Source organism: Sulfurisphaera ohwakuensis (assembly GCF_009729055.1).
Lineage (GTDB): Archaea > Thermoproteota > Thermoprotei_A > Sulfolobales > Sulfolobaceae > Sulfurisphaera > Sulfurisphaera ohwakuensis.
In genome coordinates, this window is sequence record NZ_CP045484.1 from 313,780 (window position 1) to 340,310 (window position 26,531).

A 26,531-nucleotide genomic window follows, 5' to 3' on the forward strand; every position below is an offset into this window, starting at 1 on the left:
CTCACTTCACTTGAAGAATCTTTACTTCAACTTCTCCTTTAGTCAGAGAATTTAACTTATCTATAACTTCCTGTTGCATTCCTGCTGGGATTTCTAATTCAGCTATTAAAGTGCCATCACCTAGCCAATTAGTCTTCTTTACTTCACCCAAATTATGGAGTTGTGACTTTACTTTCGAACTATGTTTTGGATCAACTTTTATTTCTATTAACGCTTTAGCAACTTTTATAGGAATCACTTTAGCTATTTCTTTTATTATTTGCAATGCTTGTCCCTCTACATCTTTATTAGGATCTATTTGGACTCTAGCTTGCTCCATTGCCATTTCAATTCGAGTTCTAGGTATAGGTAAATGAGTTTTAGGATCTATAGCGTTTCTTGAAATATAATCTATTATTTGTTTCTTTTTATTCTCTATCATTTCTTTCCTTTGCTCTGCAGTCACTTGAATTTCTCCTTTAAGAATTATTTGTCGTGCGATTTCCTCAAAGTCAGTGGTTCCAAAAACTTTTTTTAAAGCTGAAGGAGACGCTTTAAGCCCTTTTTTTACATCCTTATATATTTCATCGGATACAACAACATCAGACAAACTTATACTTTTCCCACTTTTTAATTCGTTAGCTTCTTTAGGTTTTACTAGTATTTCAAATCTTTCACCACCATGCTCATATCTAGCGATAACATATTCTTCTTTCTTGGTCATGAAATTATTTTCACCCCAATTATAATTTTTGTAATATTGATGCTCTTTCTTCGAAACTCATCTTTCTAAACATTCCGGAATCTACATCTGCAAATCCAACTTCAATATTAGAAGGTGCAAGTTTTTCTCCGGGTTTAAGAGTAGACGCTAAGGCTCTAATTCCTAGTAATATTGTATCTTGCATATTGAGATCTTCTCTATAGTTTTTCTCAAAGTATTCTGTTGCGGTATATCCACCTTGTCCAATAGCTACAGCATAGTAAGGCATAAACTGACCGCTTGGCTCTGTCATTAATAATTTTGGAGTTTTTCCTCTATCAATACCACCTATAATTAAAGCAACACCAAAGGGTCTTACTCCACCGTGTTGGGTATACATTTGTTTTACATCTGAAACTAATTTTGTAAGATAGTCAATATTGATAGGTTCATCATATATTAACCTATGCTGAAGTGCTTGAGATCTAGCATAATCAATTAATATTCTTCCGTCTGAGGCTAATCCAGCAAAGCTACATCCTACATGGTCATCAAGGATAAAGACTTTTTCTATGCTATCAACATCAAGAAGTTGGGTGGCTTTTCTTTTTTCTCCAATGAGAACAACTCCAGCTTTTGTTTTTACCCCTAAAGTAGTCCAACCTTTCTTTACTGCCTCAAAGGCATAATCTACTTGATATAATGATCCATCTGGAGAAAATATTGTTATAGCTCTATCATATCCCATTGCTGCCGGTCCAAATGCCAAATTTCTTCTCCCAATATCAGTAGATATAATAAGTGTTAAAAAGTGTTATCAGTTCGTCGCGTGTTCATCATGATACAGTCTGGGACGGCATCATCACTCAATTCCTATTAATCGTTTAGCCCTTTTTAAACTTCCTGTAGTTCTTCTAGGTACAAGAAGAACTTCCTTATTCTTAATCTTTTTTATCAAAGGTAAGCTTGCTATAATAATCTTATAGCCTATTCTATTAGTAGATATAATACCACGATTATTATATATCATAATAACTTTAGGATTTGAAAGATCTAGCCAAATTTTTCCTCCTAATTCCTTTACTGAGTTTCTCACTGCTTCTTCAATTTCCCTTATTTCGAAGTTATCTTCACTGATTATATCAAAAATAACATATCTTTTAGCTCTTGTATCCCTCTTATTTTTAATTTTTTTAATATAGATTATTCTAGTTCTATATGAGAAAATAACCATAACAGTAAGAACTAAAAGCCAGATTAAAAGTAGTAAGTTAAGAATGTTCATACTTTGAAATAAGTCTTTGTGGTGAAAAATAAATCCAATCAATCGCCTCTTCTTCGTCTGCTCCATGAATAACTAGTAAGTTTATTTTAGACAAAGGAGGCCAGATCTCTCCTAAAGAACTTGCACAAGAAGATATTAAAGGGACAGATATCCACTTGTAGGACCATATTATAAATTTTCTTAAAACAAATGAATTTAAGTGGCGTAATTGGATTTCTACTGGTTTTTCATATTCTCTGATTAAATTGAGCATTGTCTTTTTGAATATATGAGTATTTTCTATGGATAATATAACACCACTTATTCTATCATCTATAATAGAATATTTCAACGCATCCACGCTTAGTGGTTTTACAAACACTAGACTCTTAGGATTTGATTTAAGAAAATTTACAATGCTCTTAGAATTCTTAGCTTCTATACTTATCCTTCTATGTCCCATTAAATGATCCTCTGATAAAAAGTAATCATATCCTACCTTTTTTAGATAGTTAAAAAGAGCTGAATTAAGTATGCAAGTTTCTATTAGCAATTTGTTTCAACTCTTCTTTAAGTTGCTCCGTAACTTTTCCTTTAAAGCTCATTATTATTTTAATTATATCATCACCATCTTTTAAGCTAATTTTCTTCTCTGCAATAAATCGTTGTTTATCTATTCTTAAATGAAGTTTACTTCCTTCCATTCTTTCATCTAATGTCGATAATAAAAGTATTAAATCAGCATAATCAAAAGAGTTAAATATCTTATTTGCAACCTCAGTGGCATTTTTTCCACTCAGTTTATATTCTATGATTTCAATAGAATTACCATAATGGCCTTCGGCTTTCGTTTCTATTAACTCTGAGGATTTTAAAATACTTCCAAAAAAATCTCCTAAAGCCACTAAAATTTTATCTTTATTTTCAGTCTCATGACAAAAAATTATAATAGATAAGTTTGAGAGTTTCATTTCCCAGGTAATTTATCGTAGTTTTGAAGCCTATAATACTTAGTTGCTTCATGTCTCTTCTTTTGTTCTCTTTCTTTTTCTTTTTTCTTCCACTTATGCTTTACAGTACCCTTAAGTCCTCTACTCTTTAATAAACCTCTAGCTTTCTTTCCAGCACTAGTTAGACCTCTAAATACTCTCTTTCTATTAGCAGGATCTTGTAACCACTTTAAGTTTGGATCCGACTTTATTACGGGGTGATTTGGATCAATCATAATAATCTCATAATATTTATACATTCCATCCTCGCCAACGTAATAACTACCTAAGACCTCTAAATTGGGGAACTTTCTTGCAGCTTTCTCCTCTGCTATCCATCTATATCCTTTAGCTGGAGAATAACCATAAACTCCCATTCTTTTTGGCCTTCTCCCACTGTTTGGTCTAGGCTTATTTAGTCCTCCTCTTCTTACTCTAACTCTGACCACAACGAAACCTTGTTTAGCCTTATAACCTATTGCTCTAGCTCTATTTAACCTTGTGGGCTTGTCTATTCTCTCAACAGCTGGACTTTTTCTCCACTCTATTAATCTTTGTCGTAACACTTTTTTCCACTCATCAGACTGCCATGTTTGTTCTATATAATTATACATAGATGATGTCATTATTCTCCTAATGTTAAAATGAGCAACTACTTAATAAATGTGTTTCTCCACATTATCATGAATGATAACTATTGGTTTAATTGGAAAAACCAATGTAGGTAAAAGCACATTTTTCTCTGCAGCTACATTAATAGACGTACCTATTGCAAATAGACCATTTGTAACTATAGAGCCAAATGTAGGAATAGCATATGTAAAGAAGAAATGTGTTCATGTAGAGTTTGGCGTAAAATGTAATCCTAAAAATTCTATATGTATAGGAGATTATAGGTTTATTCCAGTAAAACTGGTTGATGTAGCTGGTTTAATTCCTGGTGCACATGAAGGAAGAGGGCTTGGAAATAAATTTCTAGATGATTTAAGGAAAGCTGATGTTTTGATTCATGTAATAGATGCTAGTGGTTCTACTAATGAAGAAGGAATACCTGTAGCACCTGGCTCAAGAGACCCAGAAGAAGATATATCTTTTATAGAGAAGGAAATTGAAGAATGGTTCTATTCAATTATAAGTAAAGATTGGCAGAAGTTTGCAAGGACGGTAGATCTTTCAAATAAAGATCCAATAGACGAATTATTATCAAAACTCTCTGGATTATCTATTAATAAATATCATATAATAGAAACATTAAGGGAAACTAAACTAGAAAATTTAAAATTGATGCAATGGAGTGAAGAAGATTTAAGAAACTTTGCGAGAAAGTTAAGAGAAATATCAAAGCCCATAGTTATAGCGGCTAATAAGGCCGATATTCCAGAGTCAAGAAAATTTATCGAGAAGTTAAAGCGAAAATATAATTATGTTATTCCTACTAGTGCTGAGGCAGAACTAGCTCTCAGAAAAGCAAGTAAAGCGGGAATTATAGAATATATTCCAGGAGAGAAAGATTTTAAGATATTAAAGGAGTTAAATCCTAAACAGAAAGAAGCATTGGATTATATAAAGAAAAATGTACTAGAAATTTACGGAAGCACGGGTGTTCAAGAAGCACTAAATACGGCTGTATTTGGTGCTTTATCTATGATAGTCGTATATCCCGTGGAAGATGAAAAGAAGTTAACTGATCATAATGGTAATACATTACCCGATGCAATCTTAATAAAGAAAGGATCTTCGCCCAAGGACTTGGCAAGTGTTATTCATTCTGAATTGGCCAAAGGTTTTCTCTTTGCGATAAACGTTAAAAAGAAAGTAAGAGTAGGTGAGGAATATCAATTACAAGATGGGGATGTAATAAAAATAGTGTCATCAACTGCTAGACCTTGAAAAACTCACCATAGCCGACATCTCTGTTTACAACCGCACCAGGATATATTCTAGCATAAGCACCAATTTTTACGCCAGGCAATATGGTAACGTTTATTCCAGTTCTAACATGCCCTCCAATAAATGCCCCTAGTTTTCTTCTTCCACTACTTATTCTTTTTCCTTTTACATTAACCTTAACTTCTTTTTCGTCAAACCTTAAGTTAGCTATTAAAGTGCCTGCACCAAAATTTACATCTTCTGCAATGACAGAATCGCCAACATAGCTAAGGTGAGGAATCTTAGATCCTTCCATAATCACACTTTCTTTTACTTCAACTGATGCTCCTATTTTGTTTTTCTCAACTAGTATAGTATAAGGTCTTAAATAGGAATTTGGTCCAATTTCGCTTCCTTTTCCAATATAAACTGGTCCTTCTATGTAAGTTCCAGACTTAATTTCTGCGTCTTCCTCAATGATAACTTTTCCTTTTATCTTTACGTTATCTTCAACATTACCAAGATTTTGACTAAATACAAGATTATCTAAAGCCCATTTATTTACATCAATTATGTTCCAAGGTTTTCCTATATCCATCCAATATCCTTCATATTCTATTACCTTTACTCTATGATCTTTTGCCATAAGGTTTATGGCATCAGTAAGTTCAAGTTCTCCTCTTTCTGAGATAGATATTTTATCTAGATATGTAAAAATATCAGAATTGAGTTTGTAAATACCAGCGTTTATGAGATTTGATGGAGGTATCTCTGGTTTTTCTATAATTTTAGATAAGTTATTCTGATTGTCTAATACAAGTACACCGTAATCTTTTGGATTACTAACTTTAACACCTATTATTGCATTTTCTTTTAGAGTTATTATATTACATATTTCTTTCTCGTTTGAAAAGAATAAATCTCCATAAATTATGAGTGCTTCATCGTTAAACTTTGCAGACAATATAGCCGCACCTGTCCCTTTTATATCATCTTTCTGAGTAACTATAGATATTTCTTTAAGCTTTTTCTCAAAATATTCTTTATTTTTAGAAGAAACTATTACAGTTATATCCCTGATTCCACATTTTCTTAAATACTCTATCTGGTACTCGATTAACGGCTTTGAGAGAATTGGAACAAAAGCTTTAGGCCTTGTATGCGTTATTGGTTCTAATCTCTCACCAGAACCTGCAGCAAGAATAAATGCCTTCATCCACTATTTATAAGTTAAACCTATTATATTTCATTAATCCTAACTTGAACTACGGGTTTATAGTAATCTTTACCTAGCTTTCATCTAAGGTTTTAAAAGACTATAAGTAACATGGCTTTTCTTAAAGAAAATAAAATATTTGAAAACAACTTTTACTATAATATAACCTAATATAACATAGAAAATTTTATAATATAAAAATATATTCAAGCTGGTGCTTTTAATAGTTTGGTTTTTTCTACTTCTACTTTTCTTAAGGGATAGATTTTTTTAGCTTGCTGGAAAATATCGTTGGAAAGTTTTCCAAATACAATGTCTTGTACAAACCCATCAAACGTAGTTTCAGATGCTCTAGTTGAAAGAATATTCCAAATTATTTTTCTAATCTCTGTCTTTTGCGACCTATGTGCTCTATAAGTGGTTAATGCTAATCCTTTAACTCTTAATACATAACCATCCTTTGTTGTTACATCAGTAATAGCATCTATTTTTGAACTTTTTCTTCTAACTAATGACCTGATATAATCCCTTGAGAGTTCATGACCAGCAAATCTTGTTAATAATCTATCTCCTTCAACCCCTATTACCCTAAAGTATAAGTGTACATACACTAAACTATAATCTCCAGTTAGATCATAAAGTGTAGTTTCTACTTTTCTGTTTAAAGCTTGGTTAGCATCAAATGCTGGTGTTGTACCTAAAACTACTTCTCCAAAAGTTTTAGGTGCAACTATTGTAAACCATTTCTTCAATTTCCACTTGTCCTTAATTGCTGTCTTTGACGACATGCTAATCTTCTTATTTCATACTTTTATAAAAAGTTCACTACTCTATTTTCCTCGTTAATTTAATGTATAACTTTCTTAGTAACCTTATAATCGTTCTTGCCTCTTCCTCATCACCGATTCCTTTAATTAGGGCTCTTTTTAATGCTATATACATAGCTTCATCTCCTTCGTTACTTTTTATCAAGTTTACTAAATCTCTGGAGTATTTATCAATAAGCGATATAGCCTCTCCGCTAATAACTGGTTTATTTTCACCTCGGCTTTTCCATATTTCGTAAAGCACTATACCAACAGCATGAGATAAATTAAGGACAGGGTATTCCGGGTTTCCAGGAATAAATAAGAGTAAATCGGATTTGGCTATCTCTTCCCTAGTAAGGCCTACACTCTCTCTACCAAATATCAGCGCTACTTTTTTTCCTTCTATTATTCTAGGTAATTCCCAAGGTCTAATTGATTTTCTTAATATATCTCCTTTTATATCAGCTATACTAGAAGTAGCAATTTTAAGTTCAACATCTTTTATTGCTTCATCAAAGTTATTTACTATTTTTGCCTTTTCTAAGTATTCTAAACCTTTGGCAGAAAATTTTTTTGCTTCTTCTAAGTCACAATGCGGATTGACTATATATAATTCATCTACTAGAAAATTTTTTGCTAATCTACTAATGAATCCTAAATTATATGATCCTTCTGGTTCAACTATCACCAATCTTATCATTATATATCTCTAAAGCATAAAGGGTTTCAAAACCTATAGTTTTCTCTTTTCTTAATGAAATTCTATATTTTAATTTGTTAATGATTTCTTGCAAATAGTCCTCATCATCCAAAGAAGAATATAGTGTATAGATCCTTTTTGCTTTAACAATTCTCAAGAACCTTACTAGTACATCTACTCCAGTTTTACCACCCGACCAACTATATTCGATCCATCTATTGTATTCTTCATAAGGTAAATATGGAGGATTAAAAATAGCTACATCAAAATTTACATTATATCGAAAGCATTCCATTAAATCACAATTTAAAATATGATACGATGTAAATGGATACATTCTTAAAGTGCATAATGTAGCTTCTGTAGCAAATGGATTTATATCTACAAAAATAACCTCTTTCGCTCCTTGAAATAGGGAATGTAAACCCAAAATTCCAGTTCCAGTTCCAATATCAATTACTTTCTCTCCTTTATTTATCTTTATTATATCTAATAATAATCCGGTATCATCTGATGGTTCATAAGTTTCATCATTTAGACATATTTTGTACTTATTATATTCAATAATTCTAAAACTTGACATGGTTTAAAATCCCTTACTCTTTTATTTATATTCGTACTTAAAGAAGAAGATAAATTACATAGTTTTATAGCATTCGCAATTTTTTTATTTTTATATTTACTTATGCATTTCAAAATCAAATTTATTTTCTCATCATAACTTCTAATTCTTGTAAAAAGAACAATAGTAGAATAAACCCTTGGTTTTGGTTTAAAAAACCATGGTGGAATATTTTCTTTCACATCTATTTTATAATAATAATTTAGTATGAAAGAGATATAAGTAGGCTCATTTAATATTTTTTTAGCAAAATCATATTGTAAAATAAGAATTAATTTCTTAATTTGATCTATTCTCATTATTTCTTCAAAGAATTCATAAGTAATGTAATATGGCAACGATGAAACTATTTGGCCTCTTATTACGGGTAGGAATCTAGCATCAGCTATAACAAGATTACGAAGATAAGAAGAAAATCTCTTATCAATTTCAATTACTACATCTGGTTTAATATATTTAGTAATATTACCTTTTCCACCACCAATTTCTATTATTGGTCTAAAAGAGAGATCAACATAAGAAACAAATCTTTTTATAGTTTCCTCATTAACTAGAAAATGTTGACCCAGATTCATTATATTTTCCCAATTTCTCTAGGTACCCTATATAGATAGAATGTTCACCAAGTTTTTTACTCTTTTCATCAAATAAAGGATACACAAATAGATAATATTTTTCTCCTCCTTGTAATTCTTTAATTATCCTTTCAATGAGTAAACCTACAACATCTTTTATCCCCACTCTGGTTTCAATATCTTTAAAATCAACAAAGGGCTGTTTCTTTCTCTCTTCCAGTATTATTCTTAGCGTTTTTTTACCTATATTTGGTAAAAGCTCTAAAGCATGAAGTTTTAAGGTAAGTGGTTCTGCCTTATTGAAAAACTCAACAAATATAGATGATTTATCTTCTGTAATTATCTTTCTAATAACTTTAGGTAGTTCATCCTTAGCAACACTTGTCAGATCTTCATAAGTTATGTGGAAATCAATCTTTATAGGTGAATTTTCTAATTCTAATTTTTGTTCTATCTGGAAATCAATATTACTTGATAAAGGAGTCGCCTCCATAAGCATAAAATAATCCTCTCCTAGTAATTGCATAACAGGCCTGTTTTTATGTTGTGGGTGTTTATCCAGCGGATTACCTTGCCTCATATAGTCTAAAATGTATGCAATCTTTTCCATTCTGACTTTTACATCCCTTCGTCTCTGCATACACAATATATTTGTTTTAAAGAGTAAAAATCTCAACTCTCCATGTGTGACTTAACTATATTAATTATTTTCTGTATTTGTTCGGTAGTATAAGTTTTCCCAGAATCTAATACTAAAATCGATCTAACTTCTTCTATTGTGGTAGGGCAAATACTTGCAATTACTGCTCTCACATCCTCTCTCTGTATAATTTCTTTTAATTCATCCATTATCTTTAATGCGTCTTCACTACTACATTTAGCTACACTATTTAAATATTCAAAAGTTCTTTGTAAAATAGTAGAAGAAGTACCATTAGATATAAGATCTTGAAGAATTTTTTTAGCAAAAGAATACGGAACATAATGCTCTTCTTCTATTTTTAGAGAAAAAGACAAGACCTTCACCCATTTTTAATACCATTAAATTTTGCTAAGTGCTCTGGTCTAACTATGATAACCTTCTCTTTATCACCTAATGTAACTCTTACGATATAGGCTTTACCTCTTTTTCCTTGAATTACACCTACCTTACCATGATATCTTCTATGAGGCATTCCTTTATGTATAGAAGGATTGATTTTAATTACTACATAATCTCCTTCTTTAAATTCTTCCATTAATAGACTTAATCTTGGTACTGCACCTCTTTCTCTCACATTCTTAGTTAAGAGCTTTCTAGTTCTTGTTCGATAACCCTTTGAATGCTTAACCATGTTTATTCCTTATCAAACTAAAACTAAGTGACAATTAAGATTTTTGTTTTCCTTTGCTGGTAAGTAGAAATTCTTTTCTTTTGAGAGGCGCAAAATAATATAGTGAACTCTATTATATTTCTGGATTATTTTTAGGCGAGCTTCACGTAACAAAGAGAAATATAACATGAGCAATAGCATTATTTCTAGAAATTTTCTCATTATCTTATAATATGTTGATTGGGAATGAATACACAGAATTATCTAGAATAACACCGACTATCAATGATACAATAATTCTAGTAAAATATTCCTATTTAGGATTATTATACTCTTTAAGACTTTAAAGGCATTATATATAATGTCTTTAATAACTCTAAATTTGAGAACAAAGATTTCCTATTTAATATATAGAAAATCTCTATGCAATTCGGAAGATACTATTGATATCAACTAATCTTCTACTTTATTTATTTACCCTTTCAAAATCTAGCTCAAAACCTTTTAAGAATATTTATATTAAGGTAAAATAACAGATCTATAAATGCTATATATATACTCGAAACAACTTAAAAGATGATTTTTTGATCTAACTACATAGCACAAAATAGTACAACACATTTTATAATTCATTACGTCTTCATAAGTAATTGTAAAGTTAATAATATCATCTTGTTCTTTTATTATTCTATTTATCGAACTATAGAGAGTCAAGGTATAACGTAATTTATGGTCGAAAACAATATAAGGGATTACAAAAATATTTATTTCTAGGGCACGCGGGGGTGCCCGAGCTGGTCAAAGGGGGCGGACTTAAGATCCGCTGGCGAAGGCCTGCGTGGGTTCAAGTCCCACCCCCCGCACGCTACTTTTACGTAAAATTCTATAATTTTGTCTAAAGATCCTGCTATTGATCGTTTCTTTTACCTTCATTTGATGATATAATATTTTCTCTTATCTTCCCTTATTTGATATTACTCTGTTAAATCATTCTTCTTTTTATGTATTATGAAAAGATTTTTAGAATGTGAGTTAAAACTAGATATTAATGGCTCAAGAACTACAAGAATTGGAGGAAATAGCAAGTCAAAGTGCAGATTATGAATATGGTATTTATTATTATATAGAGAAAGATGAGCAAGTTAATGATGATACGATGGAGCAGTTTACTTTGGCTTTGCGTGGTAGTTTAAGGGCACCGCAAGAATATGAGAAAGATGCTAGGTGTCAAGTTCTTGGGAATAGGAGGGCTTTTAAGGATAATATGTTTTGGCTTTATCCCGCTATGATAGTACCAGAGAGAATGGCATAGGATACTGGATCCTTAGTGAACATTGTAAGGCAAGGTATGGTGATAAGGTCTAATGAAGAAGGGATATTGTGGTTCATTGGAGGGTGTGCACCAAGGTATTGGAGGTCTGGAAAGTACTATATATCTCAAGGAGGAACACAATTAGGCTATTTAGGCTCAAATATAAAAGTTGGAGGAGGAACTAGGATAAAAGCTGCAGCATTAGAGAAGTACGCAGCATCACTAAACAAGAACTACATGCAAATTTGCATAATCCCAGTCTTATTAAAACCTAACCTTCAATGGAAAGACCCAACATACTACACCCTTACAAGTAATACTAACTATCAAGAATCAATAAACCAAATAGTACTCCCATCAGCAATACCACAACTACTAACATACCAACCCAAATTAAGCTATCTAGCAATTGACAAGATTAATAATTTTAAATATACCAGTGAAGGATACACATACCTAAGTAAATCTATACCTAATTATCTAATAGATTTCAGTAGCCAATTCCCCTATCCTTATCCTGGACTTTACACAGCCGGTCTGGTAAGTCCAAACTATCCTAGTCAATTATTTCTAGGACTTATGAGAGTTGTAGTTATTAATTTCCCAAAAATTTCACCATTTTACTCAAAAGCAAATTTATTATATCCTAGAAGTTATGATACTCTCGCTTCGCATATTTTCATGTTGAATGATATGTCTATTGGTTCTGTTCTTTATCTTGGTAAGTATAGTCCTAGTAATTCTGGTATGTGTTCGGATTATGGTGTTTTGGGGTTGGTTAGTGGGGTTATGAATTTTGTTGTTAATGTGGGTGGTGTGGTGACTTCTGATAGGGGTTTGTTATCGCAACCTCCTCTAGGTGATTTTAAGTGGGGGTTTTATATTTTGGCTGTTATGAAGGTTCCTAGTGCGTCTAATATTGATGATTTTATTGATGGTTTGGGGCAGAGGGAGGCTGTGAATATTGTTTTGGGTAGTGTTAGGAGTGCTAGGAGGGCTGTTGGTAGTCTTGTTGCTTCTGGTGTTCTTGCTGGTATAGCTTTTGCTGCGGTAATGGCTGTTGAGGATTGGGAGAGTGAGGAGCAAATAGTTAGTGATTCTAAGAAGTATGTTGAGAAGTTGAATAGGGTGTATAATGAGGTTTTAAACTTTATAAATGGTTGTATAGAGTCTCAACCAAATTTAACAAGGAATGAGAAAGTGATGTATGTGCAACAGGCGCAAGAGTACTTGAATGGGTTAATATATGATGTTGATGCTGAGGAAAGTGAGGATGATATAATCTCATTCCTAGAGGATGAGTTATCATTATATTTGGAGAATCAAGGAGTATCTTGTTAATAATTTTTTCTACTCTTATCTTTCCCAACTCTACATATGATGCCTCCTACGGTTAAAACTCGGGTATGTTGGGGCATGGTATGTGGTGCCTTCTCTTATCTATTTTCATCAGATTTATGCTAGTATAAATCCTTTATGTATATGTCATGTGGGAGAATGTTGAATTGAAACATAGTGTCGTCACTAGGGTATTTATATTTCTAGATTCACATTAGGATGTATAAAACTTTTTCTTAGTATCTTCTCTTTATAGAGATTTTCATTAATTAATAAATTTATACCATAATGGCGACACTATCAATTGAAAGAAGATGTTAGTGTGTTATCATTCAACTATTTCTACGAATTTTTTGGCACATAGTAATGTGTCAATTCAATATTTATGCTCCTTATAAAGAAAGGCGATTTAATAAATTTATATTCGAATTTTAACGCTAGGAATATGTAAGATTTCTTTAATATGCAAAAATCAAATTTGGGAAACAGATAAAGTTTAGTAAAAATCGATGGATTTTTAGGTCTAGCTTTGATTCTCCAGATTTTATTCTTTATTTAGTACATGAAATCCCATTTTTTATAAAGATAAGCTAAGAGATATTTTATAATAATTCCATTTTTCCTTTTGTTCTTTACAAAATTAATGGACGATTTGCATGTTTACTATTAAATTAAAAGGAGATGCGGGGGGTGGGACTTGAACCCACGCAGGCCTATGCCATCGGGGTTCTTACCATTAAGGTCCTAAGCCCGACCCCTTTGACCTTGCTCGGGCACCCCCGCACAAAATAAAAAACTAATGTTAAGAATAAAAAGCTTATCAGTCTTTTACAGTTTCTAACATAGATACTACATTCCAAATTGATATTCTTGTATGTGTGGGCATATTAGGGTCTTGACTTATTTCTTCGAGTATACCTATTGCATTTGCGGCCCTTACTGCCGGGCTTAATGATGAATCTTGCAAGTTTCTTATTGCGTCAGTTGCGGCCCTTCTAATATTTCTTGGTACGCTAGTATCATTTACTATCTTTTGTAACATTATTATTGCTTGTTTTATTTTTGCCTCATTGTCATAAAGGGATGCCATATTTAGTTCACCGTATCATATTTATTATACTTTGGTTTTTTAGTTTATACATATGAGTAAGGAAGATACTGGTGTGAAAAAAGCGGCGGAACTACTAAGACAAGGAGCTACAATGTTAGATATTGCTTGTCCTAAATGTCATATGCCCCTTTTTAAGTTAAAAAATGGGGATATAGTATGTCCTAATCATGGAAAAGTTATTGTTGTGAAAGATGAAGAAGAGGAAAAGAAGATTACTCTTTCTATCTCGTTAGATGTGCTGGAAGAAGTATTGTTTAAAAGTATGAATAATGTTGTTGAAAAAATAAAGGCTGATCCTATGGATGGTGAAGCTTTGTTACAGATAATAAGGTATTTAGATGCTATTGAAAGAATAAGGAAAATTAAGAACATTTCACCAGAGAACAAATGATTTGTACGGTTTTTTCTGTTAATTCTTCTATTTTAGATTTGGCATCAAGTACTATAAAATTATACTTTCTAGCTAGTTCAAGATACTTTTTCCTAACGGCTTCCAATGTATTAATCTTTTCCTCAAAATTAAACTGGTCATCTTTCCTAATCCTTTTTATTGCTTCATTAACCTCTATATCAAGTAAGAAGACTATATCGGGTTTAGGGAATTTAGAATTTACTTCTTCTATCCATTTCTCATCTAAACCAAGTACACTTTGATATGCAATTGTAGAATGAAAATATCTATCCATTAAAACTATTTCAGGTTTTTGTTCCATTATCCATTTTATATGAAAAGCTCTATCTGCTGAGAATAGTAAAGTTAATAATACTGGATCATTCCAACCAGATTTCTTTATTAGCTCAGTAATTTCTCTTGTAAAGGGTTCTTGTGTTAAAATAACGTTATATCCTTTTTTCTTTAGAACTCCATATACATTTTTAGCTAATGTTGTTTTGCCAGCTCCGTCTATTCCTTCAAATGAGATGATTCGGGGCATTTTCTTATCTTTACTTCAGTATCTTCATAATTCTCATTTAAGCTTATATAACCCAATAGGACACCATCAAAATCTTTTTCTGGTGTTTTAATTAATACGTAATTCTTATTTATATCCTGGATTATACCAGCTCCTACAATTTTACCTTTTTTTGTTAGTCCTACTAATAAACCTTTAATGTTTGGCACGTAATAGCCTTCGCAAGGTAGTTCGTAGACCAACTGTAAAGGCGTTCCCCAACTTATAAATAGGGAATCAGCTAACGGAGTACCAAATAGTTTATCACTTTCTATTTGTATTATAGTAGCTTTACTAAAGTATTCTTTAAACAGTTCTTGTCTATACTTACGTCTTTTATTCCTATCTCTTTTATCTGGTAGTGGAAATGCCTTTACATATAATATTCTGTTTTCAAGGGCTTTAGGGAAAGTTAAATTAATATTATTTTCGAAAACTACTATATATTCTGGTTCTGTTAAATAAATCAATTCTAATTTATGTCTATATGCATAGATTCCAGTTATCCATCCATCTGTATCAATTACTATGTTGTTGTTTTGGATAAGTTTTGAAACTAATGCTATATGTAACTTTGGATTTACAGACGGGCTCTTATGCCCAAAGAATTGAAGTTCAGAATATCCTTTTTCTTTGGCATTTAAGGTTTTTTTAATATTAGAAAGAGATATAAATGTAGGAATAAAAATTGAGGACTGTCCTACATCTGCATCTATTATTTGACTATTATTAAGATTTGCAACTAAATTTGAAAAATAAGTTTTCCCTGAATTTTCGTCACCTATAACAATTACTTTTCCGCTTATTCTCTCTCCTATTTTTCTCCAACTAAGAGAAGGAAAGTAAGAAATTATTTGGCATTCTGTATCTATTTCACTTTCTCTCAAAGTAGTTAGAGTGTATGTTTTGTTATCTTTTATTTCTATTTCATCGTTTATTTCAATGCCTTGAATATCTATAGTACCTTGTTTTACTCTTATTTTACAAGGCCCTCTAACTACTATATCTATATCTTTGTTAATTAACATGTAAGATTACCGTAAGGTAGATCTTAGTGCGATCAAATATGCAGCTCTTATATCTCTATCTTTTATATTAATAAAGGGATTTTTGCTACTAGTTTTGTTTTCATTAACTATTTTAGTTTCCGAGAATTTAATTTTCAGCATTCTATAAACTAATTCTCCAATTTTATTTCCTCCACCAACTCCTATATATAATTTTTTATGAGGAAACATAGATACTATATTACTGATTTTTTCTTCTATTTCCATTAAGTTACTATTTGCAGAATATATAAGTTCTCCATCTCCTACAACAACTACTGTTAACTTTTCTTCTTTATTAGTATCAATTCCAATAAGTAATTCATTAAAGTTATCTTTTCCCCTTACTTTACAAACTATATATCCTATTAATTTATCGAAATTGAATTTTTTTATTAAATTATCTGTAATTATAATATCTCCATCTTCAGCAATAAGTATGTCAAATTTTTTCAAATTGGATATTAAATAGTACATGAGTTTTGGATCACTAACTCTTAGTGCTACTTTTTTTACCACACTTTATCTTTATATCTTAGTGGAATTTAAGCCTTGAAAATATCAGATTTCGTTTTTGAGAAGGGGAGTGTTGTTTCCTTATATGGCGTAGCTGGTAGTGGTAAAACTAATATTATACTTCAGGTTATTAATGAAATAACTCCTAGTCTTTATATTTCTACGGAAGGTGTCTCATACCAGGCTAGAGTTGAAGGCATTAGGTGGAAAAAAGATGTATATTTTGCTAATACAAATAATATTTTTGAGTTAGTTTCAATAATAATTAAAGCAACTAAATTAAATTTGAAGTTAATTTCAGTAGATACTATAAATAGATTTTATAGGGAAAGCAGAAAGGTTAAGGATCTAGAGTATCCTATTTTAATGCTATTAGCATTATCAAGAGAGAGTAACGTTAAAGTTCTTTTAAGCTGGGAAGTTGCTGGAAACAATAGAGTTAGCGGTGAAAAATTTATGCGAAAGATATCCGAGGACATTTTAAGGGTTACTAAAAACTATATCATAGGGAATCTTAGAGTTTGTAAGTTTAAGATAAGTTCGAATGGTGTTGAAGGGTGCTTATAATTGATTATGTTATATTAGCTATTTTGTATTATTTGCCAGCATTAGTTGCTAATGGAAGTGCTCCTTTTGTCAAAAATGGTACTCCAATAGATTTTAGAAAAAATTTTGTTGATGGGAGAAGACTTTTGGGTGATGGTAAAACTTTTGAAGGACTTTTAGTAGCAGTTACATTTGGAACTACTGTAGGTATAATATTAGCAAAATTCTTAGGTATTTATTGGATATATGTTAGTTTTATTGAGTCTTTGTTGGCAATGCTTGGTGATATGGTGGGTGCTTTTATAAAAAGAAGATTAGGCTTAGCAAGAGGTGCAAGAGCTATAGGATTAGATCAGTTAGATTTCATACTTGGTGCCACTTTAGCCTTAATAATAAGTAAAATATCTTTAAATATATATGAATTTTTAAGTATAGTAGTTATAGCTTTTGTACTTCATATTTTAACTAATAATGTTGCATATCGATTAAAAATAAAAAGTGTACCGTGGTAATAAACTAGTATGCCTAAAACTTCAAAATCTGACAAAGTTTATAGTTCACTAAATAATGTTTACATACTGATTATATTAATTGTTATAATGGCAATAGGAATATTAGGAGCTATTGCATTTCCTTATTATATATCGCCTATAACATATTCTAATGGTGGTGTTCCACAAGCAGGGGGTATTGCATTTCTTGCGACCCTTTTGATTGCAGGATTATTAATAGGAACTTATCTTCTAGAAAATAGAAATCATGAGTTAGGTGCTACGTTTTTAATTGCTGTCTTACTAATAATTATGGCTTATGTGTGGATAGCTTATGGTTCTACAGCGATTAAATTTTTATTTAATATAAGTTAAGAAGAAGTGGATAATTATGGATCAAATCAAAATAAAGCTATCTAGTGGTAGAGAAGTAATATTAGATGACGAAGCTATTAGGGCGTTAAATGAGTATGTAAGAACACAGTTAACACTGGAGCAATTAGCTAAAAGGTTAGGATTAAGTGGATGGGAAGAAGCCTATGAATTAGCTAAGCAAGTACCAGCATGGGTAATGTGGACTCCTCTTCCTATTTATAAAAAGCTAAAAGTTTAGACTTTTCTATAACAATCTGGTCTAGATTCGTAAATTAAGCCTTGTTTTCTCATATCGGTTAATAATTTTTCTACACTTGCTTTATCAATTCCTATTCCCTCAGCTTCTTTTACAATCTCTTTTACTTTTGCACACTCGTTTGTGCCAGCTAAGGTATCGATGATTTCTAGTATTCTGGCCATTTTTTCTCTTGCACTCTTTGGCTTTCCAGTCATAATCGTATCAATATCTATTTTGCCAGATTCTACATCTAATCCTACATTCTCGAGGAATATTCTCATTATATTTATTGCTCTTTCAGCATCTTCTCTCGTAACTTCATTTTTTAGTGCCATTCTTGCATAAGCTTCAGATATTCTTATTAAGGCTTCAAGTTGTCTTGGGGTTATAATTATTGGAGAATCTGGTGATTCAGAACTCTTCTTTCTCATCTCTACGAAGAAATCTTGTAATAAACTTTTTGCTTCATCACTCAGTTTTGGAAATATATTCTTCCTAGCATATGCTATGTACTTCTTAAGTAAATCTACATCTATAATTTCTGTACTCTTTGTTTTACCAGCATGAACATTTAATATATGTGAAGCTAATAATTGATCTTCTACACCAGGTTTATCTATTAGTATAAATATCAAATCGAATCTTGAAAGTATAGTAGGTGGTAAATTAATATTTTCAGCTATTCCTCTTTCAGCTATATATCTTCCTAACTTAGGATTTCCTGCAGCTATTACTGTAGCCCTTGCATTTAGCTTAGCAACAATTCCAGCTTTTGCTATAGAGACTGTTTGCTGTTCCATTGCTTCATGTATTGCTACTCTATCTTCTTCTCTCATTTTATCAATTTCATCTATTACTGCGACTCCTCCATCTGCTAATACTAATGCACCAGCTTCTAAATAATAATCTCCAGTATTTTTATCTCTAGTTACCGTAGCTGTTAATCCAGCAGCAGTAGAACCTTTTCCAGTTGTATATACAGCTCTAGGAGCAACTCTTGCAGCAAACTGTAAAATTTGAGATTTCGCTGTACCTGGATCACCAATAATTAGTACATGTATATCTCCTCTGACTCTGGTACCATCTTCCATTATCTTTGGTACTCCCCCAAATAGGGCTAATGCTATTGCTTCCTTTATCTCCCAATGTCCGTATATTGATGGCGCTATTGAACTAATTATCTTCTCTCTTATCCAAGGATCTCTAGATAATTCTCTAATTTTTTTCTCATCTTCTTCTGAGATCTTTACTTCATCCAATACTTTTTGTGAAATTTCTATACTATTAACTTTCAAATAAAAATCAAAGATAGCTTTGCTCCCTCTTTTTATTTGAGAATCTTTCTTTATCTCTAAAATTCCAACTATCTTCACTCTATCTCCAGGACGGGCAGAATCAACTAAATCGTCTTCAAAGACTACTTCAAGTTGTCTAGGTAACTGTCCAGGTGGAATTTCTTCTGGCCTCTCCTGGATGACTGCTTTTTGCCAATCTATGAATTCTGATCTGTCCTCAATAAGTTTAAATTGTCCAGCTTTTCCACACACCGGACATGTCGTAGGTAGTTCAATAATTTCATCAAATTCTCCTTCTGGTGGCCATACAAAATCTTGCATACAATCTGGATTAATGTGTTTAAACACTGATCTACTCAATCTTTCTTTTACTGGAGTAGATTTAACTAATATACCTTCTATTGTAATTAGTTTTCCTGCATCACTACTTCTTATTTTTCTTAATTCTATGAGTCTTGGTACATTAGTAATTCTTAAGTGTATTTTCTTTATTTCATCTTGGAATGAAGGATCTTTTTCTATTATATAGTCATATATTTTATTCTCTAATATAGGAAAAATTTCTTTAGGATTATTGATTATTTGAGTCGCTAGTTGCTCATTAAAGTTAAACAAATCGCTGAAATTTATTATAATGCTCTTCTTTCTATATGCAATAATTTCATTTATTTGATTAAGATAAGTAGGTTTACCTTTGCTATCTCTATATGTATTGATAAATTCAAGTAACAAGTCTCCGTAGTCAGCTTGTTGTATAGCCAATTATATCACCTATGGTATGCTCAATAGTATATTTTATGTTTCTATAAACTAAAATTTCTTCCGTTGTTAGCTTGTCAAGTATTGTTTGGTCTGAAATTCCTAGAAATGCTAATTGTATTATTTTTCTTATTCTTATTGATATTATCTCATTTATAAGTTGCCTTGCTTTTCTTATTTGTTCTATTGCTTCTAGGTCATTTTTTAGCTTCAAATTGTCGATAAGCAAAAGAGCTCTATAGTAAAAATCTTTAGGTAATTTTACTAATGACGCTGGTGTATTAATGTTTTGCCTTTCTTGGAATAAGATTCTACCCAATTCTTCTACTGAAACATAATCTAAAATTCTGACTATTGATTTTTTCTGTAACTCGTCTGCTAACCAAAGTTTTATTTCATCTTCGCTACCTTTAGTTAAACTAATTTCTTCGAAGCCATCATCAAAAGGTCCCCAATCATCCAATACCATGATCTTCTTTTTGTTTAACAAGTTTAATTTTGATAAAGCTTTAAGTTGTACAGTAAGCATTGACACAAATAAAAATTAATCTAACAAAAAATAAAAGCATAGAGAGTAATGGAAGAACCGAAGTTAATACTTACTGTGAAAAATAACAAGAATAATAAATGTATAATTGAGATCCTTAATAGGTTATACTTAAAAGATCTAAATTCAAAGGCAGAAGAAATAATAAAAAATGTTATACTAGTCTATACATCATTAACTCCTATTATGGCATATGGATTGTTAATATCAGCACCTCCTTCTTGTTTAGCAAAAATATATCCTGTCGATTTAGTAATTCATTCAGTAAAAGAACAAGAAATTATAGATAAAATAACAAAATTTTTAAAGAAAAATATTCAATTTAAAACTTTTTATGTAGATTGTTATGATAGAGGTATTAAAATAAATTGCAGAGAGGTTGAAATAGGAATAGGTATAGGTCTTAGAGGATTTGCTAGTGTGGATTACAAGAACCCAGAGAAAGTGATTGTAGTTAACGTGATAAAGGACTCTACCTATATGTCGGTAATTAAAAAGGGTCAAGAAAAAGTTTCAGTTATCTCTCTCCGTTAAAATATATAGTATTACCAGAATATTTTAGATTGAGGTGAAAGTTTTGGATGAGCTAAGAGATTTGGTTGAGGACGCAATTAAGGGCTCAACAGTATTCGAGAAAAGCAAAGTTTTAACACCAGATTATATTCCTAAGAACTTGCCTCACAGAGAAAAACAGATAAAGGAGTTAAGTATAAATTTCAGAGAAATTCTTTCAAATCCTGGGAGTACATCAGTTAGAGTAGTAATTTCTGGTAAGACTGGTACTGGTAAAACTGTTACGACAAAAAAGTTTGGAGAGCTTTTTAGTGAAATTGCAAAAGAAAAGGGGCTTAGAGTTGTTTATACTCATATAAATTGTCATAGGCAAAGAACTCTTTACCTTATGTTAGTTGAAATTGCAAATCAGTTAAATTTGCAGATACCTAATAGAGGTTTATCATCACAAGAAACCTTTAAGTTAATATATGATTACCTAGAAAAAAGAAACATTCAGTTAATAATTACATTGGATGAATTTGACTATTTTGTGAGTACCTCACCAATTGAAGATATTTATTTTCTAGTAAGGATATATGATGAACTTAACGCTTTAGTAAAACGTATTCACTACATTTTCATTTTGAGAGAACTGACTAGCTTAGCAAGCTTAGACAAGAGTATAAAAGATCACGTGATAAAGAATGTTATAGAGTTTCCCCCGTATACTTCTGAGGAATTATATGATATTTTAATGGATAGGATAGTAAATGAGAAAGCATTCAGAGAAGGAGCTGTCTTAGAAGAAACTGTAAGATTCATTTCAGATATTTATGGTTTTGATAAAGGTGGAAGTGGTAATGCAAGACTTGCGCTTGAAACACTAGAGCTTGCTGGTAAGATTGCGGATACTGAAGGTTCATTATTAGTAACTATTGATCATGCTAAAAAGGCTAATTCAAAAATTAACCCTGAATTAAGTATAATCTTAGATACGATAAGAGATTTAGATTTACATCAACTATTAGTAGTTAAGGCTATAATGAATTTACATAAAAAGGAAGGAGATGATTTCTTCTCAATGGGAAAAGTAGAAGAAGAATATAATATTGTAGCAAAAGATCTAGGAGAAATACCTAGGAAACATACGCAAGTTTTTGAATATATAAGAAAGTTAAAATTAATGGGTTTAATAACAGCTAGGCAAAGTGGTAAAGGAATGCGAGGTAGAACAACTCTTATATCCCTTTCAGTTCCTATATCAGAAGAATTAGATAATCTAATTAATAATGAAATAAGGGATAGACTATTACAGCAAAAGAATTATTAAATCCTAGTATTTTAAAAATCCTTTATATTTTATTTAAGGAAGGAGAGATAAACATAAGTAAACTAGCTAAGGAAACTAAATTAAACTATTCTACTTTACTTAAATATATTGAAATCTTAGAACATAAGAAACTTATTGAAGTAATAAGAGGAGATAGAAGCAAAATAATCAGATTAAACTATGCTAATCCTAAAGTAATAATTTTAAAAAATTTGTTTGAGGAATTAGAAGATATATGACTGAAGCAAAAATAGTAGATATTTCATCTAAGGATATAGTTCTAAGGGAAGCTGTGGTAGAAGGATATATAAAATTAAGGAAAGAAACAATAGAAAAAATTAAAAATAAAGAGGTTGAAAAAGGCGATGTGGCCACTGTAGCTAAAACAGCTGGGATATTGGCTGCTAAAAAAACTCCAGAATTAATACCAATGTGTCACCCAATACCTTTAGAGTTTGTTGATGTGGAAATTAAAATTGAAGAAGAAGGATTAAGAGTAATAAGTACTGTTAAGGCTCATTATAAGACTGGTGTTGAAATGGAAGCACTAACTGCAACTTCAGTGGCTCTTCTTACTATTTGGGACATGGTTAAAAAGTATGAAAAAGATGAAAATGGACAGTATCCTTATACTGAGATAAAGTCAATCAGAGTTATTAATAAAATTAAGACTTGCGACGATACGAAGTAGTTCTTCTTTTACCTGGTTCTTTTTTCTCTGGTTCTTCTATTTCCGCTTTACTTCCTTCGTAGAACGAAGAAATTAGCTTAATAACCTCTTTTTCTTTTTCGGTAAGTTCGAGCTCCTTATCTAGTTTTTCTTGGTATTTTCTGTAATATATTATAAAAGTTGGTAGAAAATCATTAAGAGTTTTATCTTTTGAGGCATGTATAACCTGGCCTATCTTTCTTAGTAATGTATCTAAAGCGTCTCTAATTTCTTTAGTTTTAGCTAACTGTTGAATGTACTGAGGAAACTGGTACTTGACCCATTTAGCTTTATATGTAGGCTTTTTCTTCTCTAAGGAGGCAAAAGCTATACCAGGCCCCATTAGATCAAACGTATAGGATAAAAGATCCCACCCAACTAATTTAGATCTTGTTAAAAATAATGAAGCTCTTGATAAAGCATCGTATGCTCTCCATACATCTTCTAAATTATCATATTGCAATGGTATATTTTCATCTAACCATCTCATTAAAAGTTCATAATCTATTTGAGTATCTGTTACTGCGCTTTTAGCTTGCCAGTAATATTTAGCCCAAAATACACCTCTTAATGCTTCAAAAGGATCTAATTCTCTATCTTTTCTCCTAACTAAATTTTTAGCCATATCTAATGTTACTCTACCATAACCTTCTGCAACCCCTTGTAACATATTTATGGCATATCTAGCGTCCCCCTCTGACTGTTCAATTATAAAATCTAATGCCTCATCCTCACATGTAATCTTTTCTGCTTCACATATTTTCTTAAGTATTCTCTTTAATGGGTATTTAGTTAACCTTTTTAATTCTATCATTTTTACAGCATTCCTTAAAGGTCTTAAGGAAGGGTCCCAAGGATCGTTAGCTGTTAAAATTATTGGGTATTTAGTTTTATTAATAAGTTCTAGAATAGCTTCAATCGCGCCAGCATCGGCTCTTGCATTCAAACCATCAACCTCATCTAAAAGTATTAATTTTCCCTTAATCCCGAAGATTGTCCCTGTTATAGAAGCTCGTTCAGCCATAGTTCTAATATCATTTAAATTTCTTGAATCACTAGCATTCATCTCAAATAATTCGAGTTTATAATCTCTAGCTAATGCTTCAGCTAACGTTGTCTTTCCAACTCCGGGAGGTCCATAGAGCAATACGGCCTTATAATTAGGTTTTCCCTTTAACCAACTTTCTATCCATTCAACTAGTTCTTTTTTAGCATCTTCTTCGTTCTCTACCTCATTTAGAGTCTTTGGCCTATATTTTAGAAACCATTGTAGTGGCAATTTACTTCCCTTTTAAGTACTTTTCTCCGTAAACAGCTAGTTTAGCTAGAAGAGCATTTAGTTGGATTTCGTCGTCTGCTCCTTCCATTATTCTATATTCTACCTCACCAATATAATCTACTAGTAATACTTTTAAATCATCTGGAATAGTTATTTCGTTACCTGTAACTTCTCTATGTATTTGTTTTATAATATCTTCACCTGACAACCCATAATTTACTAATAACTCTCTTAGCTTCTCTCTCGCCTTAAGAAAATTTCCTTGTAGTGCCAACATAATCATTTCTCTTATTTCTTTTGGCTGTGCAAGTCCAAGAACTTTATATACAGCTTCTACAGTTACTTTGCCATATACTGATGAAGCTTGAAGTATATTTATCGCTTTTCTCATGTCTCCTTGGGTTATATCATAAATTGTTTCAAGGGCCTTCTGATCATATTCTACTTTCTCGTTTTTAGCTATATATGCAAGCCTAGCCACTACATCTTCTTTCTTTAACGGATAAAACCTAAAAAGTGCGGTTCTTGATTGTATAGGTTCAATTATTTTACTAAGATAATTACAAGCTAAAATGAAACGGGTTGTTTCTGTGTATAATTCCATGGTTCTTCTTAAAGCTTGTTGAGCATCAGCAGTCATATTATCTGCTTCATCAAGTAACACCACCTTAAATGGTACGTTTCCACCAGCTACTGTTCTAGCAAATTCCTTAACTTTATTCCTTATAACATCTATACCTCTTTCATCACTAGCATTAAGTTCAAGAAAATATTGCCTGTAATTGTCACCGTATAAATCATGAACTAAGGCTAAGGCGGCTGTAGTTTTTCCTGTACCGGGAGGACCAGCGAAAAGTAAATGTGGCATATTCTTATCTTTTACGAATCTTTTTAATCTCTCTACAATATCTTTTTGATTAACTATGTCATCAAGGCTTCTAGGTCTATATTTTTCAGCCCAAAGAATTTCCTCCTCAAGTGACATGAAATTTACCCTTACATATATTATTCTAAAAAGATAGTTAAAAGGGCTACTTCCTTTTATACTTACCCATAATTACTCCTTGATCAATTATATGTCCTTTCATTAAATTCTTAAGCTCATCTGCAGTTATTCTTGATCGTTCTGGCAGTTCTGTATCAAGAGCATATACATAGAAATAATATCTATGAGGAGGATGGGTTCTAGGAGGGCATGGCCCTCCATAACCTATTTTTCCAAAATCGTTTTCACCTTGAATACCAAGTTCAGTTTTTTCAACTTTTTTTACATTTTCTGGTAATTTTGTTCCTTTTATATTATATATAATCCAATGTATAAAAATACCTCCAGGTGCATCAGGATCTTCAACTATTAAGGCATAACTTTTCGCATTTTGAACAGGATCCCACTCTATCTCTGGAGATATATCCTCTCCGTCACAAGTATATCTTACTGGAATAAAATCCTCATTTTTAAAAGCGGAGGACTTTACATTCATAATTATAAATTCCTAGAAAGGAATAAAAACTTTTAGATTTTTCTTTGAGGATAATATTCTTTTTCCTCGTGCCCACTTTTAGTTATTTTACTCACTATTACTCCAGTCCCAGTGTAGGGATCTCTTTTTATAGATGAGAAGATTGCTCTTCTAGCTAAATCAGCAGCTTCATCTAATGTCATATCGGGCCTATATTCATCTTCAATTATACCTATAGCTTCTACCGAACCAGAACCTGTTGCAGTGTAATCTTCTTCTGTTATATCGCCTACATAATCAAGATTATATAATCTTGGCTGCTCGTCTACCCCACCTATTAATATTTGAACTATGTAAGGAAGATACTTAGAAAATGATAGCATATTAGCTAAATATGTAGCTAATGCTTTGATGGTAATCGGTCTCATTCCAGTTATCAGATTATAATGATATATATTCTTTAATAAATCGTATATAAACTGTAAATCAGCTACACTACCGGCTGTTGTAATACCTATATTTGGTGCAATATAGAGAACTTTTCTTACATACTTATGCGCTACGTACATTCCAGCACTTGCTCTTCTATCGGCAGCTAATACTACCCCTTCTTTTACTTTTATTCCTACTGTTGTAGTCCCAGTTTTTAAAATCTTTAACTTATTATTAGTCTCCATCACAACAAATTGTGT

At 31.6% G+C, this 26,531-nt stretch carries 36 protein-coding genes and 2 tRNA genes; 13 read left to right on the plus strand and 25 right to left on the minus strand.

Annotation, left to right across the window (positions count from 1 at the left end):
• Position 1: 1 nt before the first annotated feature.
• The 6 genes from D1869_RS01990 to D1869_RS02015 all read right to left on the minus strand — a co-directional run bounded on the left by D1869_RS01990 (position 2) and on the right by D1869_RS02015 (position 3,561).
• Positions 2–703, minus strand: a complete 702-nt coding sequence (locus tag D1869_RS01990; protein ID WP_010978418.1) for a ribosome assembly factor SBDS — start codon at positions 701–703, stop codon at positions 2–4.
• A gap of 19 nt (positions 704–722) precedes the next feature.
• Positions 723–1,451 (minus strand): archaeal proteasome endopeptidase complex subunit alpha, encoded by a 729-nt coding sequence (gene psmA / locus D1869_RS01995; RefSeq protein WP_052846326.1) that lies wholly within the window; start codon positions 1,449–1,451, stop codon positions 723–725.
• A 93-nt stretch (positions 1,452–1,544) separates the two neighbouring features.
• Positions 1,545–1,916: an Rpp14/Pop5 family protein gene (locus D1869_RS02000; protein WP_375781463.1), complete on the minus strand. Its 372-nt coding sequence runs from the start codon at positions 1,914–1,916 to the stop codon at positions 1,545–1,547.
• Positions 1,917–1,953: 37 nt separating this feature from the next.
• Entirely contained in the window at positions 1,954–2,499 is a 546-nt protein-coding gene (locus tag D1869_RS02005) for an RNase P p30-like protein (protein ID WP_231113676.1), read from the minus strand.
• The gene (locus D1869_RS02010; RefSeq protein WP_010978422.1) at positions 2,474–2,917 is read right to left on the minus strand and encodes an RNA-binding domain-containing protein; all 444 of its coding nucleotides are present in this window, start codon (positions 2,915–2,917) and stop codon (positions 2,474–2,476) included. Before D1869_RS02010 ends, D1869_RS02005 begins: the two co-directional genes overlap by 26 nt.
• Complete coding sequence (locus tag D1869_RS02015; RefSeq protein ID WP_156013693.1) at positions 2,914–3,561, minus strand: 50S ribosomal protein L15e; 648 nt, start codon at positions 3,559–3,561, stop codon at positions 2,914–2,916. The genes D1869_RS02010 and D1869_RS02015 overlap by 4 nt, the downstream gene beginning before the upstream one ends.
• A 61-nt stretch (positions 3,562–3,622) precedes the next feature.
• On the opposite strand from D1869_RS02015, the gene D1869_RS02020 reads away from it, so the two are divergent.
• Positions 3,623–4,825 carry a redox-regulated ATPase YchF gene (locus tag D1869_RS02020; RefSeq protein ID WP_156013694.1) on the plus strand — a complete coding sequence of 401 codons (1,203 nt, stop codon included), beginning with the start codon at positions 3,623–3,625 and terminating at the stop codon, positions 4,823–4,825.
• Here D1869_RS02020 and spn read toward each other — a convergent pair.
• From spn to D1869_RS02060, 8 genes are all read right to left on the minus strand, one after another.
• A complete protein-coding gene (spn, locus tag D1869_RS02025) occupies positions 4,815–6,020 on the minus strand; it encodes a bifunctional sugar-1-phosphate nucleotidylyltransferase/acetyltransferase (protein ID WP_010978425.1) in 1,206 nt (401 codons plus the stop codon). The genes D1869_RS02020 and spn overlap by 11 nt on opposite strands.
• Before the next feature lie 206 nt (positions 6,021–6,226).
• Complete coding sequence (locus D1869_RS02030) at positions 6,227–6,808, minus strand: 30S ribosomal protein S3ae (RefSeq protein WP_156013695.1); 582 nt, start codon at positions 6,806–6,808, stop codon at positions 6,227–6,229.
• A 37-nt stretch (positions 6,809–6,845) separates the two neighbouring features.
• The gene (gene trmJ / locus D1869_RS02035) at positions 6,846–7,529 is read right to left on the minus strand and encodes a tRNA (cytidine-2'-O-)-methyltransferase TrmJ (RefSeq protein WP_010978427.1); all 684 of its coding nucleotides are present in this window, start codon (positions 7,527–7,529) and stop codon (positions 6,846–6,848) included.
• Positions 7,507–8,112 carry a HemK2/MTQ2 family protein methyltransferase gene (locus D1869_RS02040; RefSeq protein ID WP_156013696.1) on the minus strand — a complete coding sequence of 202 codons (606 nt, stop codon included), beginning with the start codon at positions 8,110–8,112 and terminating at the stop codon, positions 7,507–7,509. The genes trmJ and D1869_RS02040 overlap by 23 nt, the downstream gene beginning before the upstream one ends.
• Entirely contained in the window at positions 8,064–8,726 is a 663-nt protein-coding gene (locus tag D1869_RS02045; RefSeq protein WP_156013697.1) for a 16S ribosomal RNA methyltransferase A, read from the minus strand. Before D1869_RS02045 ends, D1869_RS02040 begins: the two co-directional genes overlap by 49 nt.
• Positions 8,698–9,366 (minus strand): DUF655 domain-containing protein, encoded by a 669-nt coding sequence (locus tag D1869_RS02050; protein ID WP_156013698.1) that lies wholly within the window; start codon positions 9,364–9,366, stop codon positions 8,698–8,700. Before D1869_RS02050 ends, D1869_RS02045 begins: the two co-directional genes overlap by 29 nt.
• Before the next feature lie 32 nt (positions 9,367–9,398).
• Positions 9,399–9,743 (minus strand): DNA-directed RNA polymerase subunit F, encoded by a 345-nt coding sequence (locus D1869_RS02055; RefSeq protein WP_052846882.1) that lies wholly within the window; start codon positions 9,741–9,743, stop codon positions 9,399–9,401.
• Between the two features lie 5 nt (positions 9,744–9,748).
• Complete coding sequence (locus tag D1869_RS02060; protein WP_156013699.1) at positions 9,749–10,060, minus strand: 50S ribosomal protein L21e; 312 nt, start codon at positions 10,058–10,060, stop codon at positions 9,749–9,751.
• A 758-nt stretch (positions 10,061–10,818) separates the two neighbouring features.
• On the opposite strand from D1869_RS02060, the gene D1869_RS02065 reads away from it, so the two are divergent.
• The 3 genes from D1869_RS02065 (at position 10,819) to D1869_RS02075 (ending at position 12,692) form a co-directional block, all read left to right on the plus strand.
• Positions 10,819–10,902: transfer RNA gene (locus D1869_RS02065), tRNA-Leu, on the plus strand.
• A 185-nt stretch (positions 10,903–11,087) separates the two neighbouring features.
• Positions 11,088–11,351, plus strand: a complete 264-nt coding sequence (locus D1869_RS02070; RefSeq protein WP_156013700.1) for a hypothetical protein — start codon at positions 11,088–11,090, stop codon at positions 11,349–11,351.
• 15 nt (positions 11,352–11,366) lie between these two features.
• On the plus strand, positions 11,367–12,692 hold the full coding sequence (locus tag D1869_RS02075; protein WP_156013701.1) for a hypothetical protein: 1,326 nt from the start codon (positions 11,367–11,369) through the stop codon (positions 12,690–12,692).
• A 679-nt stretch (positions 12,693–13,371) separates the two neighbouring features.
• On the opposite strand, the gene D1869_RS02080 is transcribed toward D1869_RS02075, so the two are convergent.
• Together D1869_RS02080 and D1869_RS02085 are read right to left on the minus strand one after the other, a co-directional pair.
• Positions 13,372–13,472: transfer RNA gene (locus D1869_RS02080), tRNA-Leu, on the minus strand.
• Between the two features lie 37 nt (positions 13,473–13,509).
• Entirely contained in the window at positions 13,510–13,779 is a 270-nt protein-coding gene (locus D1869_RS02085; protein WP_010978435.1) for a stationary phase-response protein, read from the minus strand.
• Positions 13,780–13,831: 52 nt separating this feature from the next.
• Between D1869_RS02085 and D1869_RS02090 the strand changes: the two genes are divergently transcribed.
• The gene (locus D1869_RS02090) at positions 13,832–14,191 is read left to right on the plus strand and encodes an Sjogren's syndrome/scleroderma autoantigen 1 family protein (RefSeq protein WP_156013702.1); all 360 of its coding nucleotides are present in this window, start codon (positions 13,832–13,834) and stop codon (positions 14,189–14,191) included.
• Here D1869_RS02090 and tmk read toward each other — a convergent pair.
• From tmk to D1869_RS02105, 3 genes are read right to left on the minus strand one after another with little or no spacing between them, the layout of a single operon-like run.
• A complete protein-coding gene (tmk, locus tag D1869_RS02095) occupies positions 14,163–14,735 on the minus strand; it encodes a dTMP kinase (RefSeq protein WP_156013703.1) in 573 nt (190 codons plus the stop codon). The two genes, D1869_RS02090 and tmk, sit on opposite strands and share 29 nt — an antisense overlap.
• Positions 14,705–15,781 carry a Clp1/GlmU family protein gene (locus D1869_RS02100; protein ID WP_156013704.1) on the minus strand — a complete coding sequence of 359 codons (1,077 nt, stop codon included), beginning with the start codon at positions 15,779–15,781 and terminating at the stop codon, positions 14,705–14,707. Before D1869_RS02100 ends, tmk begins: the two co-directional genes overlap by 31 nt.
• Positions 15,782–15,787: 6 nt before the next feature.
• On the minus strand, positions 15,788–16,318 hold the full coding sequence (locus tag D1869_RS02105) for a hypothetical protein (RefSeq protein WP_156013705.1): 531 nt from the start codon (positions 16,316–16,318) through the stop codon (positions 15,788–15,790).
• Positions 16,319–16,351: 33 nt separating this feature from the next.
• Here D1869_RS02105 and D1869_RS02110 point away from each other — a divergent pair, with 33 nt between their 5' ends.
• The 4 genes from D1869_RS02110 to D1869_RS02125 are packed head-to-tail and all read left to right on the plus strand — an operon-like array spanning position 16,352 to position 17,965.
• Positions 16,352–16,882, plus strand: coding sequence for an AAA family ATPase (locus D1869_RS02110; protein WP_156013706.1), 531 nt, complete (start codon positions 16,352–16,354; stop codon positions 16,880–16,882).
• Positions 16,873–17,373 carry a CDP-2,3-bis-(O-geranylgeranyl)-sn-glycerol synthase gene (locus D1869_RS02115; RefSeq protein WP_156013707.1) on the plus strand — a complete coding sequence of 167 codons (501 nt, stop codon included), beginning with the start codon at positions 16,873–16,875 and terminating at the stop codon, positions 17,371–17,373. Before D1869_RS02110 ends, D1869_RS02115 begins: the two co-directional genes overlap by 10 nt.
• A gap of 9 nt (positions 17,374–17,382) precedes the next feature.
• Entirely contained in the window at positions 17,383–17,727 is a 345-nt protein-coding gene (locus tag D1869_RS02120) for a hypothetical protein (RefSeq protein WP_156013708.1), read from the plus strand.
• A 16-nt stretch (positions 17,728–17,743) separates the two neighbouring features.
• Positions 17,744–17,965 (plus strand): hypothetical protein, encoded by a 222-nt coding sequence (locus tag D1869_RS02125; protein WP_156013709.1) that lies wholly within the window; start codon positions 17,744–17,746, stop codon positions 17,963–17,965.
• On the opposite strand, the gene mcm is transcribed toward D1869_RS02125, so the two are convergent.
• Together mcm and gins23 are read right to left on the minus strand one after the other, a co-directional pair.
• Complete coding sequence (gene mcm, locus D1869_RS02130; protein WP_156013710.1) at positions 17,962–20,022, minus strand: minichromosome maintenance protein MCM; 2,061 nt, start codon at positions 20,020–20,022, stop codon at positions 17,962–17,964. The two genes, D1869_RS02125 and mcm, sit on opposite strands and share 4 nt — an antisense overlap.
• Entirely contained in the window at positions 20,003–20,548 is a 546-nt protein-coding gene (gins23, locus tag D1869_RS02135) for a DNA replication protein Gins23 (RefSeq protein WP_052846341.1), read from the minus strand. Before gins23 ends, mcm begins: the two co-directional genes overlap by 20 nt.
• Positions 20,549–20,596: 48 nt before the next feature.
• Here gins23 and D1869_RS02140 point away from each other — a divergent pair, with 48 nt between their 5' ends.
• The 4 genes from D1869_RS02140 to moaC are packed head-to-tail and all read left to right on the plus strand — an operon-like array spanning position 20,597 to position 23,082.
• Positions 20,597–21,100, plus strand: coding sequence for a THUMP domain-containing protein (locus tag D1869_RS02140; protein WP_156013711.1), 504 nt, complete (start codon positions 20,597–20,599; stop codon positions 21,098–21,100).
• A 34-nt stretch (positions 21,101–21,134) separates the two neighbouring features.
• Positions 21,135–22,391, plus strand: a complete 1,257-nt coding sequence (locus D1869_RS02145) for an ORC1-type DNA replication protein (RefSeq protein WP_156013712.1) — start codon at positions 21,135–21,137, stop codon at positions 22,389–22,391.
• 53 nt (positions 22,392–22,444) lie between these two features.
• A complete protein-coding gene (locus D1869_RS02150; protein ID WP_231113786.1) occupies positions 22,445–22,630 on the plus strand; it encodes a hypothetical protein in 186 nt (61 codons plus the stop codon).
• Positions 22,627–23,082, plus strand: a complete 456-nt coding sequence (moaC, locus tag D1869_RS02155; RefSeq protein WP_156013713.1) for a cyclic pyranopterin monophosphate synthase MoaC — start codon at positions 22,627–22,629, stop codon at positions 23,080–23,082. Before D1869_RS02150 ends, moaC begins: the two co-directional genes overlap by 4 nt.
• Here moaC and D1869_RS02160 read toward each other — a convergent pair.
• The 4 genes from D1869_RS02160 to psmB are packed head-to-tail and all read right to left on the minus strand — an operon-like array spanning position 23,057 to position 26,516.
• On the minus strand, positions 23,057–24,379 hold the full coding sequence (locus tag D1869_RS02160; protein ID WP_156013714.1) for a replication factor C large subunit: 1,323 nt from the start codon (positions 24,377–24,379) through the stop codon (positions 23,057–23,059). The two genes, moaC and D1869_RS02160, sit on opposite strands and share 26 nt — an antisense overlap.
• A 1-nt stretch (position 24,380) precedes the next feature.
• The gene (locus D1869_RS02165) at positions 24,381–25,364 is read right to left on the minus strand and encodes a replication factor C small subunit (protein WP_156013715.1); all 984 of its coding nucleotides are present in this window, start codon (positions 25,362–25,364) and stop codon (positions 24,381–24,383) included.
• Between the two features lie 46 nt (positions 25,365–25,410).
• On the minus strand, positions 25,411–25,860 hold the full coding sequence (locus tag D1869_RS02170; RefSeq protein ID WP_156013716.1) for a YbhB/YbcL family Raf kinase inhibitor-like protein: 450 nt from the start codon (positions 25,858–25,860) through the stop codon (positions 25,411–25,413).
• Positions 25,861–25,892: 32 nt separating this feature from the next.
• Positions 25,893–26,516, minus strand: a complete 624-nt coding sequence (gene psmB, locus D1869_RS02175; protein ID WP_156013717.1) for an archaeal proteasome endopeptidase complex subunit beta — start codon at positions 26,514–26,516, stop codon at positions 25,893–25,895.
• Positions 26,517–26,531 lie beyond the last annotated feature (15 nt).